The following is a 14,912-nucleotide window of genomic DNA, read 5'->3' on the forward strand; positions in this document are numbered from 1 at the left end:
GCGGCGACGACAATGACAGGAGCGCCGGCGGGCGCCATCGTCGTGAATCGGAGGAGAAACGAGTTTGGAACAGTTCATACAGCAGATCCTCAACGGCCTGACGCTGGGCAGCATCTACGGGCTGGTGGCCCTGGGGCTGACCCTGGTGTACGGCATTCTGCACGTGCCCAACTTCGCCCATGGCGCGCTCTATATGGTGGGGGCATACGTGTGCTACTTCGCCATGGTCGAGCTCGGCCTGAACTACTGGGTCGCCATGGCGGCCGCGGCCGCGGTGGTGGCGCTGCTGTCGGTGCTCTGCGAGCGGCTGGTGTTTCATCCGCTGCGCCACGCGCCGCCGATTCACGACAAGATCGCGGCCATCGGCATCCTGCTGTTTCTCGAGGCGGTGGTGCAGATGCACTGGGGGGCGGACTTCCGCCGCATACCCACGCCCTATACCGAGATCCTGCGCCTGGGCGAGCTCACGCTGCCGGCCCAGCGCCTGCTGATCATCGGCGGCGCGTTCGCGCTGATGGGGGCGCTGCATCTGTATCTGAAAAAGACCATGACCGGGCTGACCATCATCGCCATGGCGCAGAACCGTGAAGGCGCCTTCCTGGTCGGCATCGACGCCAATCGGGTGGCGATGATGACCTTCGCGATCGCCGGGGCGCTGGCCGCGATCGCCGCGAGTCTGTTCGCGCCGATCAATCTCGTCTACCCGGCGATGGGGCATCTGGTACTGCTCAAGGCCTTCGTGATCATCATTCTCGGCGGCATGGGCAGCATTCCGGGCGCGATCATCGGCGGTCTGATCATCGGCTTCGCCGAAGCGCTCGGCGGTTTCTACATCTCGAGCACATACAAGGACGTGATCGCCTTTGTGCTGCTGGTCGTGATCCTGTCGATCAAGCCCACCGGCCTGTTCACCAAGGGGGTCCGCTGATGAACCGTGCCATCGACTTCTTCCTGAGTTCGACCATGCGCTGGCTACTGCTGGCCCTGGCGGTCGTGTTTCCACTGGTGGTCACGAGTGAGTATCTCGTTTACGTGATGGCGCTGGCCTTCGTCTGGGCCATCGCGGTCTACGGGATGAACATCATCACCGGCTACTGCGGCCAGCTGAATCTGGCCCACGGCGGCTTCTTCGCCATCGGCGCCTATACCGTCGCGATCCTGACCGTCGATCACGGTTGGCCCTTCTGGCCGGCGTTTGCGATGGCGGGCGTGTTCGGCGCGGTCTTCGGATTACTGGTCGGCGTGGTGTCGCTGCGGCTCAAGGAGCATTATTTCGCCATCTTCACGTTGTCCGTCGGCTACATCATCTATCTGTTGATCGACAAGTGGGAGGAACTCACCCACGGCTCGCTCGGCATCATCAACATCGCGCCACCGGAAGGCTTCGGCCTGGTCGATTTCACCGAGACCGTGCCGTTCTATTACCTGGTGCTGGCCTTTCTCGTGTTCGCGATATGGGTCACGCGACGGATTTCGGAATCGCTGCTCGGGCGGACCTTCCGCGCGATCCGCATCAGCGACGATCTGGCCCAGTCGCTGGGCATCAATCTGATGCGCAACAAGATCCTGGCGTTCGTGATCTCCACGGTCTACGCGGCCTTCGCTGGCGGGCTCTATGCGGGTGTGGTGCGCTTCATCGGTCCGGAGCAGGCGAACTTCATCCACACCTTCGACATGATCGCCTACCTGCTGGTCGGCGGCTTTGGCACGCTCATGGGGCCGCTCGCCGGTACGCTCATCATCACCTGGCTCACCCAGGCGGTGCAGGGGCTCGAGGAGTACCGGATGATCGTGTTCGGGCCGATGCTCGTGCTGCTGGTCATCTTCTTTCCGAAAGGGCTGGTGGGCACCTTCCTGAGCTGGCGGGGCCGCCGCCTGGCGCGCCAGGCGCCGCGCGGCACCCGCGAGCCCCGTACGGGCGCCTCGGAGCCGGCGGCCGATCAATCGCAGGGAGCGCGCAACAATGCTTGATATCCGCAACCTCACCAAGCGCTTCGGCGGTCTCGCCGCGGTCAACGACGTGAGCGTCGAGTTCCCGGCGAACCAGATCAACGCCATCATCGGTCCGAACGGCGCCGGCAAGACCACGTTCTTCAACCTCGTGGCCGGCGCGATGGCGCCGACCGAGGGCGTGATCGAGTACAAGGGCCGGAACCTGGCCGGCGAGGCGCCGGATGCGATCGCCCGTCTGGGTGTCGCACGCACGTTCCAGACCACGATGCTGTTCGAGGAATCCACAGTCCTCGACAACCTCATCGTCGGCCATCGGCTGCGCACCGGCTCGAACCTCTGGGACGTCATAGTCAATTCCAGGCGCCTGAAGGCGGACGAGAAGCGCTGCCGCGAAAAGGCTGCCGAGACGCTTGAGTTCGTGGGTCTGTCGCACATCGGCCATCGCTACATCGCCGATACCAGCCAGGAGGAGCGCAAGCGCGTCGCCTTCGCGCTGGCCCTGGCCACCGACCCGGAGCTGGTACTGCTCGACGAGCCGGCCGGCGGGGTGAATCCTGAGGAGACCGACGGGCTCATCAACCTGATCCACAAGATGGTCGAACACGGCGTCACCGTCTGCCTGATCGAACACAAGATGGACATGATCATGCGCATCGCCGACAAGATCATCGTGCTGGATCACGGCGAGAAGATATCCGAAGGCACGCCGGACGAGGTCAAGAACGATCCGGTCGTCATCGAAGCCTACCTGGGGAAGGAAGATGCTGAAGCTTGAGGGCGTCGACGCCAAGTACGACAGTTTCAAGGCGCTGGACGGCATTTCGATGTCGGTCGAGCCCGGCGAGCTGGTGGTGCTGCTGGGTGCCAACGGCGCTGGCAAGACCACTCTGTTCAACACCATCAGCGGCCTGATGAAACCGGCCGCCGGGCGTATCACCATTGATGGCAAGGACGTGACCGGGCGCAAACCTTCGGCGCTGGTCGCCGCGGGCGTGGTCCAGTGCCCGGAGGGGCGCAAGCTGTTTCCCGGCATGTCCGTGCTCAAGAATCTGCGCCTGGGCGGCTATGTGCACCGGCGCGATCGTGCCGGCATGAACAGGACGCTGGAGCAGGTGCTCGCGATGTTCCCGATTCTCGATGAGAAGAAGGACGAGCCAGCCGGTTCGCTCTCCGGCGGCCAGCAGCAGATGGTGGCGGTCGGGCGTGCGCTCATGGGCCGGCCCAAGCTGCTGATGCTCGACGAGCCGTCGCTCGGTCTGGCGCCGCTGGTGGTCAAGCAGGTCTTCGAGCGGGTGGAGCAGATCAACGCCGAAGGCACCACGATCCTGCTGGCCGAACAGAACGCCTACGCCGCGCTCAAGATCGCCAACCGGGCCTACGTGATCGAGAACGGCCGCCTGACCATGCAGGGCGACCGCGAGGAAATGCTCGGCAACGAAGCCGTGCGCAAGGCCTATATCGGCGCGTGATGCCGTCTGGCCGAGCGCGCGTATCGAATCAACCGCTGTACACAACCAACCCTGGATAGAGAGGGGGAGATCAGAGATGACATTCACCAAGACAATCCGCCGCGTGGCGGCGGCCACCGCCCTGGCCATGGGCCTCGCCGGCGGCGCGCATGCCGCTGAAACCGTCAATATCGGCTTCACCGGGCCACTGTCCGGCGGCGCGGCGCTCTACGGCGAGAACACGCTCGAGGGTCTGCGCATGGCCGTCGAGGAGATCAATGCCGACGGCGGCATCGATGTCGACGGCACGCAGTACGAGATCAACATCGAGAGTCTCGACGACATGTATTCGCCCAGCCGTGCGGCGGTCAACGGCAAGCGCCTGGTCCAGCAGTCCAACACGCCGGTGGTCTTCACGCCGCATTCGGGCGGCACCTTTGCGCTACAGGCCTTTAACGAGCGCGACGGCTTCCTGATCATGTCCTACACCTCGATCCCCTCGGTGACCGAGAAGGGCAACGAACTCACGGTCAAGATTCCGCCGAACTTCACCGACTACGTCGAGCCGTTCACCAAGATCACGATGGAACGCTTCGGCAAGAAGCTCGGCGTGGCCAACGCCACCCACGACTACGCCAAGTACTGGACCAAGGCGTTCGTGCCGGCCTGGGAAGAGGCCGGTGGTGAGGTCGTGGCGAGCAACCCGATGGACTACAACAAGTCCGCGGATTTCTACACCGGCGTGAGCAAGGTGCTGTCGGCCGATCCGGACGTGCTGTTCGTCGGCGGGGCTTCCGAGCCCACCGGTCTGGTGATTCGCCAGGCCCGCGAACTCGGCTTCGAGGGCGGTTTCGTCATCATGGATCAGGCCAAGATCGACGAGGTGGCCGAAGTGGCCGGCGGCATGGACGCGGTCGAGGGTGCGGTGGGCGTGACCCCGCTCGCGCATTCGGACAATCCGGGTGCCGCGGACTTCGTCGAGAAGTACAAGCAGGGGCACGACAACGTCGCCACGTCGGAGACCGCCTACAACTACTTTGCCATGCATCTGGTCGCCCGGGCGATGGAACAGGCGGGCACCGTCGACGACCCGGCCGCGATCCGGAAGGCGATTCCCGAAGCGCTGGCCGACATCCCGGCCGAGTACAATCCCTACGATGTGCAGGAGATCAGCGACGACGGCGATCTGATCATCGACGCCGAGGTGGCCGAGGTGGTCGACGGCGAGATTGAGCTTCGCCGCATCTCGGATCTCCAGGACGACGACTGAACGCGTCCGGTGCAAGGACCGACGAGGAGCACCTGCGGGTGCTCCTTTTCGTTGAGTGATCGGCGATCGCCGTCCGGCGGCGACCGCCCGCAGCCATGAGGACGCAGCAATGCGCGTGAACCGACAGATCATCCTCGCCCGCCGGCCCACCGGGATGCCCGACGACAGCAACCTGGTGATGCAGGAGGGTGCCGTTCCCGAGCCCGAAGACGGCGAAGTGCGGGTGCGCACGATCTATCTTTCCCTGGACCCCTACATGCGCGGACGCATGAGCGCGGCCAAGTCCTATGCCGCGAGCGTGGCCGAGGGCGCGGTCATGGAAGGGGCGACCGTAGGCCAGGTCGATGCCTCCCGGCATCCGGACTTCGAGGCCGGCGACTACGTGCTCGCACACGGCGGCTGGCAGGACTATTCGGTCCAGCCCGGCAAGGCCCTGCGCCGGCTCGACCCGCAGGTCGCGCCCATCACCACCGCCGTGCACGTGCTCGGCATGACCGGTTTCACCGCCTATGTCGGGCTCGACGAGATCGGCCGGCCCGAATCGGGCGAGACGCTGGTGGTCTCGGCGGCCGCCGGCGCGGTGGGTCAGGTCGTCGGCCAGATCGGCAAGATCCGCGGCGCGCGGGTGGTCGGCGTGGCCGGTGCCGATGACAAGTGCCGGCACGTGATCGACGCCTACGGCTTCGACGCCTGTGTGAATTACCGCGATGACGACTTCGAGGCGCAGCTGGCCGCGGCCACGCCCGAGGGGATCGATGTCTACTTCGAGAACGTCGGCGGCGCGGTGTTCGATGCCGTCGCGCCGCGGCTCAACGATTTCGCCCGCATGCCCGTCTGCGGCCGCATCGCGCACTACAACGACACTGAGGCCCCGCCCGGGCCGGATCGGCTGCCCGGCTTCATGGGCCAGGTGCTGGTCAAGCGTCTGTTGATCAAGGGTTTCATCCAGTTCGACTATCGCCACCGCCACCGCGATTTCCAGCGCGACATGAGCGCCTGGGTAGCCGAGGGCCGGGTGACCTATCAGGAGGACATCGTCGACGGCCTGGACAATGCGGTCGACGCTTTCCAGGGGCTGCTGTCTGGCCGCAACCGCGGCAAGATGCTGATCCGCGTCAGCGACGATCCGACCCGCGGCTGACCGGACCACGCCCGTGAGCGAGGCGTTCGCGGTCGATCGGCTGTTCGCCCGCCACGGGCCGGCCTACCGCTGGTACGCGACCGTCACGGTCATGCTCGGCACCCTGTCCGTGGTGCTGGCCTCGACCATCATCAACGTCGCCGTGCCGGCGATCATGGCCCGCTTCGCGGTCGCCCAGGACCAGGCCCAGTGGCTGGTCACGGCGTTTCTGGCGGCCATGACCGTGGGCATGCTGCTCAACGCCTGGGCGATCGCGCGGCTGGGGTCGCGTCGCGCCTTCACGCTGGCGATGAGCGTCTTCATCGCGGCCTCGCTGGTCGGCGGCCTGAGCCGGCATTTCCCCGTCCTCGTGGCCGCGCGCGCGGTCCAGGGACTGACCGCCGGCATGATTCAGCCGCATGCACTGATCGTGATCTTCCAGGTGTTTCCGGTGGCGCGCCGCGGCCAGGCGATGGGCATCTACGGCATGGGCGTGATCCTCGGGCCGGCGGTGTCGCCGGCGCTGGGCGGCGTGCTGGTCGATGCCATCTCCTGGCGGGCGACCTTCTTCGTGGTGCTGCCGGCCTGCGTGCTCGCCCTGGGCATGGCCTGGCGCTTTCTGCCCGCCCACGGCGGCACCGCCCGCAGCCGGCTCGACTGGCCGGGCGTGGTGCTGCTGGCCGCGGGCATGGTGGCCACGCTCTGGATGCTGGCCGCCCTGCAGCGCCGCGGGCCGGGCGACGCGCTGGTGCTGGCCGGCATGGTGGGCGGGCCGCTGTTGCTGGTCGCGTTCGTCCTGCGTCAGAGTCGGGCTGTCGAGCCGCTGTTCGATCTGGCACTGTTCCGGGCGCCGGGCTTCGGGGCCGGTTTCGCGTTGTCGATCGTGATGGGGGCGGGCCTGTTCGCGACGACCTATCTCACCCCGCTGTATTTTCAGCAGGCCGCTCACATGAGCCCGACGGCGGCCGGTTTCATGCTCTTGCCGGCGGGTATCGCCATGGCGCTGGTGTTTCCGCTGGCCGGTCATCTCAGCGACGGCCGGGCGTCGATTGCGGTGATCGCCACGGGGCTGGGCCTGTTCATCGGCGCGACGGTGCTGCTCGTGGCCAGCAGCGGGACCACGGCCGCGGTCTGGCTGATCGCCTGGGCCGCGCTGGCCCGGGTGGGTATCGGCGCGATGATGCCGCCGGTGACGACCGCGAGCCTGCGCCTGCTGGAGGGGGCCGCGATGGACCGCGGCTCCGGCATCATCAATTTCGGACGCCAGTTCGGCGGCGCGCTGGGGGTGAACCTGTGTGCGGTGCTGGCCCAGTACGTCAACGATGCGCAGCTGCACGCGGGTACCGCGGTCAGCCGCGCCGCCGCCCACGAGGCCGGCTTCGACGCCGCGTTCTGGGCCCTGGCCGGCCTGTTCGCACTCGCGTTCTGGCCGCTGGCCCATATGCGCCGTTCGCGCCGGCGTGACGCCGGCTGAGTGCGGCGCGACGGCCGTCTGGCCGTCGCGCCCGCCGGATCGCTAGAAGACCTCGAACAGGCCGGCGGCGCCGATGCCGCCGCCCACGCACATGGTCACCACCACGTACTTCGCGCCCCGGCGCTTGCCCTCGATCAGGGCATGGCCGGTCATGCGGGCGCCCGACATGCCGTAGGGATGGCCGATGGCGATCGAGCCGCCGTCGACGTTGTATAGGTCCGGATCGATGCCGAGGAAATCGCGGCAGTACAGGCACTGGCTGGCAAACGCTTCGTTGAGCTCCCAGAGGCCGATGTCGTCGACCTTGAGACCGTAGCGCTCGAGCAGCTTGGGCACGGCATAGATCGGGCCGATGCCCATCTCGTCCGGGTCGCAGCCAGCCACGGCCATGCCGACATAGGCGCCCAGCGGCTCCAGGCCGCGGCGTTCGGCCTCGGCGGCCTCCATGAGCACGCTGGCCGACGCGCCGTCGGACAGCTGCGAGGCGTTGCCGGCGGTGATGAAGCGGCCCTCGGCGACCTCCATGCCGTCCTTGAACACCGGCTTGAGCTGCTGCAGGCCCTCCAGCGTCGTGCTCGGGCGATTGCCCTCGTCCTTGTCGAGGGTGACCTCCTCGTCATGGACCTCGCCGGTCTCCTTGTCCATGACCTTCTTGATCGTGGTCAGGGGCACGATCTCGTCGTCGAAGCGGCCGGCCTCCTGCGCTGCGGCGGTACGCATCTGCGACTGATAGGCGTACTCGTCCTGGGCGTCGCGCGACACGTTGTAGCGGTCCGCCACGACCTCGGCGGTCTCCAGCATCGACATGTAGATGTCCGGACGGTGGTCGACCAGCCACGGGTCGCGGGCCCGGTGCCGGTTGTAGTGCTCGTTCTGGACCAGGGAGATCGACTCCAGGCCGCCGCCGACGATGACATCCATGCGGTCGTTGACGATCTGCTTGGCGGCGGTGGCGATGCCCATCAGGCCGGAGGCGCACTGGCGGTCGATGGTCATCCCCGGCACGGACGTCGGCAGGCCGGCGCGCAGCGCGCACTGGCGGGCGACGTTCTGGCCGGTGGCGCCCTGCTGCAGGGCGGCGCCCATGATCACGTCGTCGATGTTCTCGCCCTCCAGCTTCGCGCGCTTGAGCGCGTGCTCGATGGCGTGGCCGCCGAGAGCCTGGGCCTGGGTGTCGTTGAACGCGCCGCGATGGGCCTTGCCGATCGGGGTGCGGGCGGTGGAAACGATAACGGCTTGTCGCATGGGACTCCTCATTGATGCATCGGAAGCGACGGCACGAGCGCGGTGTCGATGCCGCCGGTGGGCGGGTTCGGGTGGTTTCGGGGCCGCAGCCGGCTGGCGTCGCGACGACCCGCGGCCGGGTCTCGGTCATCGTGCCACGCGCCGGCGCGCAATCGGGCGCGCAACGATCGGCGCCGGGCGTATCGTGGCCGGCCGCGAGCCCGGCCGATCGGTCGGAGGCTGGGCAATTCAGTATCCGCGGGCGCGGGCGAAGGCATCGGTGCAGTAGCGGTAATCGCCGAGCGCATGGCCGGCGGCGCGCGCCCGCTTCATGAACAGGCCGATGTCGAACTCGTCGGTCATGCCCATGCCACCGTGCATCTGAACGCCCTCGGCCGCGGTCAGGCGGGCCACGGCGGCGGCCTTGGCCTTGGCGGCCGGGACTAGCGCATCGGCGCCCGGCTCGTCGCGGTCGCAGGCCTCGAGCGCCCGGAACGCAAGCGCCTCGGCCATCTCGATCTCCACGCTCAGGTGGGCGGCGCGATGCTGCAGGGCCTGGAAACTGCCGATGGCGCGCCCGAACTGGCGGCGTTCGTGCAGATAGCCGAGTGTGCGTGCGAACACCTCGCGGGCGATGCCGACCAGTTCGGCGGCGAGCACCGCGCGGCCGGCGCGCAGGCTGGCGTCGAGGGCGGGCCGACCCGCGCCGAGCGGCTGCGCCGGCGTGTGCTCGAGCGTGATGCGGGCGCAGCTGCGGCTGTCGAGCAGCTGCGTCGACTCGATCGTCAGGCCCGCGGCTCCGGCCTCGACCGCGAACAGGCGCGGCCCGTCGCCGTCGTGGGCGGACACGAGCAGCAGATCGGCCTGGGCGGCGTCGTTGACCAGCGTCTTCTCGCCCTGCAGATGCCAGCCGTCGTCGCCGCCGGCCTCGGCCCGGGTGGCGAGGTCATGCGGGCGGTGATGGCGGCCCTCGTCACAGGCCAGCGTGGCGATGGCGCTGGCGTCGGCGATGCCGGGCAGCCAGCGTGCCCGGAGGTCGTCGTCGTCGGCCGCGCCCAGCGCGGTGGCCGCGAGCACGGCGCTGGAGACATAGGGCGTCATCGCCAGCCGACGCCCGGCCTCGCGGGCCACGAGGCCCGCGCCGACCAGGCCGAAGTCCATGCCGCCGTGGGCCTCGGGCACGAGAATGCCGGTCAGGCCGGCTTCGCCCATGGCCTGCCACAGCGTCTGGTCGTAGCCGCTGTCGATGCGGCCGTCGCGGATCGCGCGGACGGTGTCCGGGTCGGCCTTGTCGGTGAACAGGCGCGCGGCCAGATCCGCGAGCATGCGTTGGTCGTCGTTGAGCAGCATGGTGGGTGTCTCCAGGGCCCGGTCAGTTGTCGTGTGGCCGCGGCGGGGCGGGGCTCGCGGCGCCGGTGCGGCGGGGCGTGGGTGATCGACGCGCCGGTCGGCGTCGTCGTGCCTGCCTGCCGGGCCGACTCGCGGCGGTTCGCTCGCGCGGTGTCGATGGCATCGCGAGTTGCACTAGCCGCGCGGCAGTTCGAGTACGTGGGCGGCCACGATGTCGAGCATGATCTCCGAGGTGCCGCCCTCGATCGAGTTGCCCTTCGAGCGCAGCCACTCGCGGGCGTACTGGCCGCCGTGGGTGCGTTCGCCTTCCCACTCGAGCGCTTCCGCGCCCATGACGTCCATCATCAGGTCGTAGCGGCGCTTGTTCAGTTCGGTGCCGTAGTACTTGAGCATGGCCGAGCGCGCGCCGACGCCCTGGCCGGCCTCGGCCCGGGCGCGCACGTCGTCGACCAGGGCGCGAAAGGCCATGGCGTCGATCTCCAGGCCGGCGATGTCGTGGCGCAGTGATGGGGCGTCGATGCGGCCCTCGGCGTCGGCGCCGATCGCGGCCAGCGCCATCGTGCCGAGATCGCGCCCCTTGAGCAGCCCCGGCGGTTCGCCGCCGATGTTCTCGCGCTCGTGGGTGAGCAGATACTTGGCTATCGTCCAGCCCTGATTGAGTTCGCCGACCAGGTTCTCGCGCGGGACCGACACATCGTCGAAGAACGTCTCGCAGAAGGGGGACTCGCCGGAGATCAGCTGGATCGGGCGGGTGGATACGCCCTCGCTTTCCATATCCAGCAGCAGGAAGGAGATGCCGGCCTGCTTGCGGGCGTCCGGATCGGTGCGCACCAGGCAGAACATGCAGTCGGCGCGGTCGGCGTAGGAGGTCCAGATCTTGCGGCCGTTGACCACGAAATCATCATCATGGGCTTCGGCGCGGGTCTGCAGGCTGGCCAGATCGGAGCCGGCGCCCGGTTCGGAATAGCCCTGGCACCAGCGGATCTCGCCGCGGGCGATCGCGGGCAGGTGGCGGCGTTTCTGGGCTTCGGAGCCGAACTTGAGCAGGGCGGGGCCGAGCATCCAGAAGCCGAAGTTGCTGACCGGTGTGCGCGCACCGATGCGGGCCATCTCCTCGCGGAGAACCGCGTGTGCCTCGGGCGAGAGGCCGGCGCCGCCGTATTCGACCGGCCATTCGGGCGCGGTCCAGCCCTTCGCGGCCATGCGCTCCAGCCAGAGGCGCTGGGCCTCGGAGGCGAAGACCCAGCGCCGGCCGCCCCAGACGTGATCGTCGGCCGACCGGACCGGTTCGCGCATGGCATCCGGACAGTTGGCGGCCAGCCAGTCGCGCACGTCCATGCGCCAGGCCTCGAGCTCGGCCATGGTCTCCTCCGTCATTTTTGAAATAGTATTTCAAAAAGTATGTTTAATCGCGTCTGCGCGCGTCAAGAAGGTGGCGGTCGCGCACCGGATCCGGTCGTCTCGTGATCGTTGCGGCGCCGCGCCCGACACGACCGCCAAGCAGTCGGCCCGCGACGCAGGGCGACTGATTTGGGTGTACTGTATACCGAATAGTATTTTATTCGGCTCCGCAGGGGCGCGCGTCGATCATGGCGACTCGTCGGGAAGACGCCAAGCGGTCGCCTTGATCGTCGAACACCGCCGTGCCGCGGCGATTGCGAATGTTCGCTCGAGGGTGCGACCACTTGCGGGCTCGGCCGCCGGAGCGGCGCAGCTGAATACGCATCAAGGAATACGATTCTGCAAAGCAGAATTTCAGTGCAGATAACAACAGAAATAACCGAAACGCCGTTTTGTTTTTCTGACAGTATTAAGACTACAAAATCAGAAACGTGGGCCGCGGCCGCGGCGATGTCCGAGCGCCGGAGCCGACGAACACGATCGACGACCGCTGGCGAGTGGCTCGATTTGTACGTAGTGTTCCGCCAGGCAACAGGCGGCGGCTCGTCGAGTCCGCCACGGCGTAGCCGTTCGGCGGCGCCGAGTGCAGGAGTGGGGTGAATGCAGCGAAGCAATCCGGATGCGGCCCAGGCCGAAGACAACAAGAAGAACCACAACTACGTCACCGCGCTGGCGCGGGGCCTGGAACTGCTGCGCTGTTTCGGCGACGCGGACGAATATCTGGGCAACGCGGAGCTTGCCAAGCGCACGCACATACCGCGGCCGACGGTCTCGCGCCTCACGGCCACGCTCATGCAGCTCGGCTATCTGGTCTACATGCCGCACATCGAGCGCTATCGCCTGGGCCCGCGGGTGCTCGATCTGGGCTACCGCTATCTGGCCAGCGAGGGCGTCGGCACGATCGCCCGGCCGCTGATGCAGGAGCTCGCCGATGCGACCGACTGCTTCATCGCCATCGGCGTCGCCGAAGGCATCCAGATGACCTACACCCAGACCTGCCAGGGGCCGGGGCCGCTGATCCTGCGCATGAGCACGGGCTCGCGCGTGCCGATCGCGCACACCTCGATCGGCCGGGCCTTTCTCGCTGCCCTGACGCCGGAGCAGCGCGAGCCCTATTACGCGCTGATCCGCGCCGAGGAGCCGGCCGAATGGCCGCGGATCGAGCGCGGTCTGGAGCGCACCTTCGCCGACTACGAGCGCGACGGTTTCTGTATCACCGAGGGCGAATGGAGCCGGGAGGTCAGCGGCGTGGGCGTGCCGCTGGTGCTCGAGAACGGCTATCGCGTGGTCTCGTTCGGCTGCAGCGGCTCCGCCCTGCGCCTGACCCAGCGCGTGATGAGTGAAAACCTCGGCCCGCGGCTGCGCGACATGGTCGGACAGGTTCGACAGCTGGTCGATGGCGCCGATGGCGCCGCCAATCGCGACCTGACGACGCGGGCGTAACCGTTTCCATTTCCACGACCGACACTGCCATGACCGACACCGCCGCCGCCTTCTCCCTGGACCACGCCACCGCGCGCTATGACCGCGGTTTCGCGCTCGAGCTCGGCTTCGAATTTCTCGAATGGACGCCGGAACGGGCCGTGCTGGGCATGCAGGTGCAGGACAAGCATCTCAACCTGTCCGGCGTAATCCACGGCGGCATTCTCGCTTCGCTGCTCGATATCGCCGGTTCGGCGGCCGGTAGCTACTGTCCCTATCCGGGTCGTATTCGCAAGGTCATCACCCTGTCGATGACCACGACCTATACCGCCCAGGGCGGGCTCGGCTACATTCGTGCGATCGCGCGGCGGCGTGCTGGCGGCCGGCGCATCTTCAACGCGAGCGTCGACATCGTCGCGGCCGATGAGCGGCTGCTGGCGATGGGCGAGGGCACGTTCCGGCTGCGCTCGGGCAGCGAGGACAGCCGCGGCGTGCCCGTCGAGGACTGAACGGCGCGGTCACGCGCGCGACCGGCGTCACGGCGCGATCAGGCGGGCGGGCGTCGGCGCAGCAGATAGCGCTGACGGCCGTCGAGTACGCGTACGCCGTCGCGGTTGTGCACCATAGTGGTCATGACGAGCACGCCGGTTCGGCGCTGTGGCACGAGCTCGGCCACGGTTAGCGCCGGATACAGCGTATCGCCGGGATAAACCGGCGCCAGAAAGCGCGACGACTGCTCCAGAAAGGCGACCAGCGCCTCGCCGACCTCGGCTGGGAAGGCGCCCGCGCCGGCCGCGGTGAAGCACAGGACCTGCAATCCGTGCGCGAGCAGGTCGGGGTGACCGTGGGCCCGGCAGAACGGCCGATCGTAGTGGATCGGGTGATTGTCACCCGACAGCGTCTGGAAGGCGGCGAAATGGGCCTCGGTGACGGTCCGGCCCGGCAGCGGATAGCGCTCGCCGATCCGGAAATCCTCGAACCAGCGCTGCGGCGTGGTGTCGTGGCCGGCGGGGTCGAAGTCCGGATCGGGCGAGCGGGTCATGGGCGGCTACCGCTCAAAGGGACTCGATGGCCGCGGCGCGACGCTCGGCCCAGGCCTCGGCGAACGCTTCTTCGGAGGCGTCGGGATTGGCCTCGACGGTCTCTTTCCAGGCCGACCGCAGCGCGTCAAGTCGCTTGAGCCGCTTGTCGTTCCAGGCCTGATCCTCGTCGGTCCAGATGCCCTTCTCCTTGAGATAGCGGATCGCGCCGGAGTGGAAGGGCGCGCCCATCGGCGCGTGGCCGGCCTCTTCGAGGTCCCAGCGCGGCATGGCGGCGCTGACGTTGCTGTAGATGTCGAAGGTCTCGTCCAGCGCCTTGATGATCTCGTAGACCCGCGCCTCGCTGGTGTCGGCCCGCACCACGATCTGCGGGTACCGATAGCCCATGAGTTCGACCGGATCGTCCTCGGACACGCCCGCGCCGACGGTCTCGGTATAGGGGCTGGCGTAGGGGGCCATCCGGGTCACCCGGGCCCAGGCCTCTTTGTCGGCGGCCGGCATCTCGGGCCAGTGGATGCCGCGCGGCGATTCCGCCAGCTCGTACATCAGGCTCGGGGTCGTCAGCGTGCAGGTGGCGTCCGCCTTGTCCTGCTTGAGCGCGCTCATGGCGGCGGTGTAGGTCGGGAACATGCGCAGGTCGACGTCGTCGCGGGTGAGGCCGGCGAAGGCGAGCACCGCATCGCACTTGACGTTGACCGACGGATTGCCGGCGACGTAGGCGAGCCGCTTGCCGCGGACGTCGCCGATGGTCTCGATGTCGGCATCGGCCGCGGTCGGCATGCCGAAGGCCGCGGCCTTGCCCGCGATCACGCGCAGATCCTGCGGGCCCCAGTCGCGATCGGCGAAGTCGACGATGCCCTCGGTCGCGAAGAAGGTGCCAGAGGACAGAAAGCCCAAGTCGGCGCGCTCGTTGACCACCGGCCGCAACCGGCCGATCGCGGTGCTCGACGGCTGGATCCGGATGCGCGTGCCGTAGGCCTTGCCGAAGGCATCCGCCACGGCCGAGGCGTTGGCATAGCCCGCGGAGCCGACGTTGTAGGCCGTCCAGATCATCGTCGAGGGCAGCGTGTCGTCGTCTGCAGCATGGCTGGCGAACGCGCACGTCGCCAATGCGGCCGCGATGAGCGGCCGGGAAAATACCCGCATCATGAACCTCCTCCGGTTCGCTTGGATCGTTCTGGAAATCGGATGCTCTGTCGGCATCTCGTTC

At 67.8% G+C, this 14,912-nt stretch carries 14 protein-coding genes; 9 read left to right on the plus strand and 5 right to left on the minus strand.

All coding sequences use genetic code 11. From position 1 onward, the window contains the following. Nucleotides 1-64: 64 nt before the first annotated feature. From SAHL_RS07540 to SAHL_RS07570, 7 genes are all read left to right on the plus strand, one after another. Nucleotides 65-928 carry a branched-chain amino acid ABC transporter permease gene (locus tag SAHL_RS07540; RefSeq protein ID WP_123590797.1) on the plus strand — a complete coding sequence of 288 codons (864 nt, stop codon included), beginning with the start codon at nt 65-67 and terminating at the stop codon, nt 926-928. Continuing rightward, complete coding sequence (locus SAHL_RS07545; protein WP_184947503.1) at nt 928-1,971, plus strand: branched-chain amino acid ABC transporter permease; 1,044 nt, start codon at nt 928-930, stop codon at nt 1,969-1,971. Before SAHL_RS07540 ends, SAHL_RS07545 begins: the two co-directional genes overlap by 1 nt. After that, entirely contained in the window at nt 1,964-2,728 is a 765-nt protein-coding gene (locus SAHL_RS07550) for an ABC transporter ATP-binding protein (protein ID WP_123590798.1), read from the plus strand. The genes SAHL_RS07545 and SAHL_RS07550 overlap by 8 nt, the downstream gene beginning before the upstream one ends. Further along, nucleotides 2,715-3,422, plus strand: coding sequence for an ABC transporter ATP-binding protein (locus SAHL_RS07555; protein ID WP_123590799.1), 708 nt, complete (start codon nt 2,715-2,717; stop codon nt 3,420-3,422). Before SAHL_RS07550 ends, SAHL_RS07555 begins: the two co-directional genes overlap by 14 nt. Before the next feature lie 76 nt (nt 3,423-3,498). Further along, nucleotides 3,499-4,671: an ABC transporter substrate-binding protein gene (locus SAHL_RS07560; RefSeq protein WP_123590800.1), complete on the plus strand. Its 1,173-nt coding sequence runs from the start codon at nt 3,499-3,501 to the stop codon at nt 4,669-4,671. A gap of 109 nt (nt 4,672-4,780) precedes the next feature. Next, nucleotides 4,781-5,812: an NADP-dependent oxidoreductase gene (locus SAHL_RS07565; protein WP_123590815.1), complete on the plus strand. Its 1,032-nt coding sequence runs from the start codon at nt 4,781-4,783 to the stop codon at nt 5,810-5,812. Between the two features lie 13 nt (nt 5,813-5,825). After that, the gene (locus SAHL_RS07570) at nt 5,826-7,265 is read left to right on the plus strand and encodes a DHA2 family efflux MFS transporter permease subunit (RefSeq protein WP_245968441.1); all 1,440 of its coding nucleotides are present in this window, start codon (nt 5,826-5,828) and stop codon (nt 7,263-7,265) included. Nucleotides 7,266-7,307: 42 nt separating this feature from the next. On the opposite strand, the gene SAHL_RS07575 is transcribed toward SAHL_RS07570, so the two are convergent. From SAHL_RS07575 to SAHL_RS07585, 3 genes are all read right to left on the minus strand, one after another. Continuing rightward, nucleotides 7,308-8,510: an acetyl-CoA C-acyltransferase gene (locus SAHL_RS07575; RefSeq protein WP_123590801.1), complete on the minus strand. Its 1,203-nt coding sequence runs from the start codon at nt 8,508-8,510 to the stop codon at nt 7,308-7,310. A gap of 228 nt (nt 8,511-8,738) precedes the next feature. Beyond that, nucleotides 8,739-9,839 (minus strand): acyl-CoA dehydrogenase family protein, encoded by a 1,101-nt coding sequence (locus tag SAHL_RS07580; protein ID WP_123590802.1) that lies wholly within the window; start codon nt 9,837-9,839, stop codon nt 8,739-8,741. A 174-nt stretch (nt 9,840-10,013) separates the two neighbouring features. Further along, the gene (locus SAHL_RS07585) at nt 10,014-11,201 is read right to left on the minus strand and encodes an acyl-CoA dehydrogenase family protein (protein WP_123590817.1); all 1,188 of its coding nucleotides are present in this window, start codon (nt 11,199-11,201) and stop codon (nt 10,014-10,016) included. A gap of 639 nt (nt 11,202-11,840) precedes the next feature. Here SAHL_RS07585 and SAHL_RS07590 point away from each other — a divergent pair. Both SAHL_RS07590 and SAHL_RS07595 read left to right on the plus strand, forming a co-directional pair. Further along, the gene (locus tag SAHL_RS07590) at nt 11,841-12,683 is read left to right on the plus strand and encodes an IclR family transcriptional regulator (protein WP_123590803.1); all 843 of its coding nucleotides are present in this window, start codon (nt 11,841-11,843) and stop codon (nt 12,681-12,683) included. 29 nt (nt 12,684-12,712) lie between these two features. Beyond that, the gene (locus SAHL_RS07595) at nt 12,713-13,171 is read left to right on the plus strand and encodes a PaaI family thioesterase (RefSeq protein ID WP_123590804.1); all 459 of its coding nucleotides are present in this window, start codon (nt 12,713-12,715) and stop codon (nt 13,169-13,171) included. Nucleotides 13,172-13,209: 38 nt separating this feature from the next. On the opposite strand, the gene SAHL_RS07600 is transcribed toward SAHL_RS07595, so the two are convergent. Next, the gene (locus SAHL_RS07600) at nt 13,210-13,704 is read right to left on the minus strand and encodes a MaoC family dehydratase (RefSeq protein ID WP_123590805.1); all 495 of its coding nucleotides are present in this window, start codon (nt 13,702-13,704) and stop codon (nt 13,210-13,212) included. Between the two features lie 13 nt (nt 13,705-13,717). Further along, complete coding sequence (locus SAHL_RS07605; RefSeq protein ID WP_245968445.1) at nt 13,718-14,848, minus strand: TAXI family TRAP transporter solute-binding subunit; 1,131 nt, start codon at nt 14,846-14,848, stop codon at nt 13,718-13,720. Between the last annotated feature and the right edge of the window lie 64 nt (nt 14,849-14,912).

The organism is Salinisphaera orenii subsp. halophila YIM 95161, assembly GCF_003732545.1.
GTDB lineage: Bacteria > Pseudomonadota > Gammaproteobacteria > Nevskiales > Salinisphaeraceae > Salinisphaera > Salinisphaera orenii_A.

What these genes read in the sequence shown, in the direction of transcription:
- SAHL_RS07560 (WP_123590800.1), top strand. Translation starts at nt 3,499, where the DNA reads ATGACATTCACCAAGACAATCCGCCGCGTGGCGGCGGCCACCGCCCTG.
- SAHL_RS07550 (WP_123590798.1), top strand. Translation starts at nt 1,964, where the DNA reads ATGCTTGATATCCGCAACCTCACCAAGCGCTTCGGCGGTCTCGCCGCG.
- SAHL_RS07565 (WP_123590815.1), top strand. Translation starts at nt 4,781, where the DNA reads ATGCGCGTGAACCGACAGATCATCCTCGCCCGCCGGCCCACCGGGATG.
- SAHL_RS07585 (WP_123590817.1), bottom strand. Translation starts at nt 11,201, where the DNA reads ATGGCCGAGCTCGAGGCCTGGCGCATGGACGTGCGCGACTGGCTGGCC.
- SAHL_RS07600 (WP_123590805.1), bottom strand. Translation starts at nt 13,704, where the DNA reads ATGACCCGCTCGCCCGATCCGGACTTCGACCCCGCCGGCCACGACACC.
- SAHL_RS07590 (WP_123590803.1), top strand. Translation starts at nt 11,841, where the DNA reads ATGCAGCGAAGCAATCCGGATGCGGCCCAGGCCGAAGACAACAAGAAG.
- SAHL_RS07545 (WP_184947503.1), top strand. Translation starts at nt 928, where the DNA reads ATGAACCGTGCCATCGACTTCTTCCTGAGTTCGACCATGCGCTGGCTA.
- SAHL_RS07595 (WP_123590804.1), top strand. Translation starts at nt 12,713, where the DNA reads ATGACCGACACCGCCGCCGCCTTCTCCCTGGACCACGCCACCGCGCGC.
- SAHL_RS07555 (WP_123590799.1), top strand. Translation starts at nt 2,715, where the DNA reads ATGCTGAAGCTTGAGGGCGTCGACGCCAAGTACGACAGTTTCAAGGCG.
- SAHL_RS07575 (WP_123590801.1), bottom strand. Translation starts at nt 8,510, where the DNA reads ATGCGACAAGCCGTTATCGTTTCCACCGCCCGCACCCCGATCGGCAAG.
- SAHL_RS07580 (WP_123590802.1), bottom strand. Translation starts at nt 9,839, where the DNA reads ATGCTGCTCAACGACGACCAACGCATGCTCGCGGATCTGGCCGCGCGC.
- SAHL_RS07605 (WP_245968445.1), bottom strand. Translation starts at nt 14,848, where the DNA reads ATGCGGGTATTTTCCCGGCCGCTCATCGCGGCCGCATTGGCGACGTGC.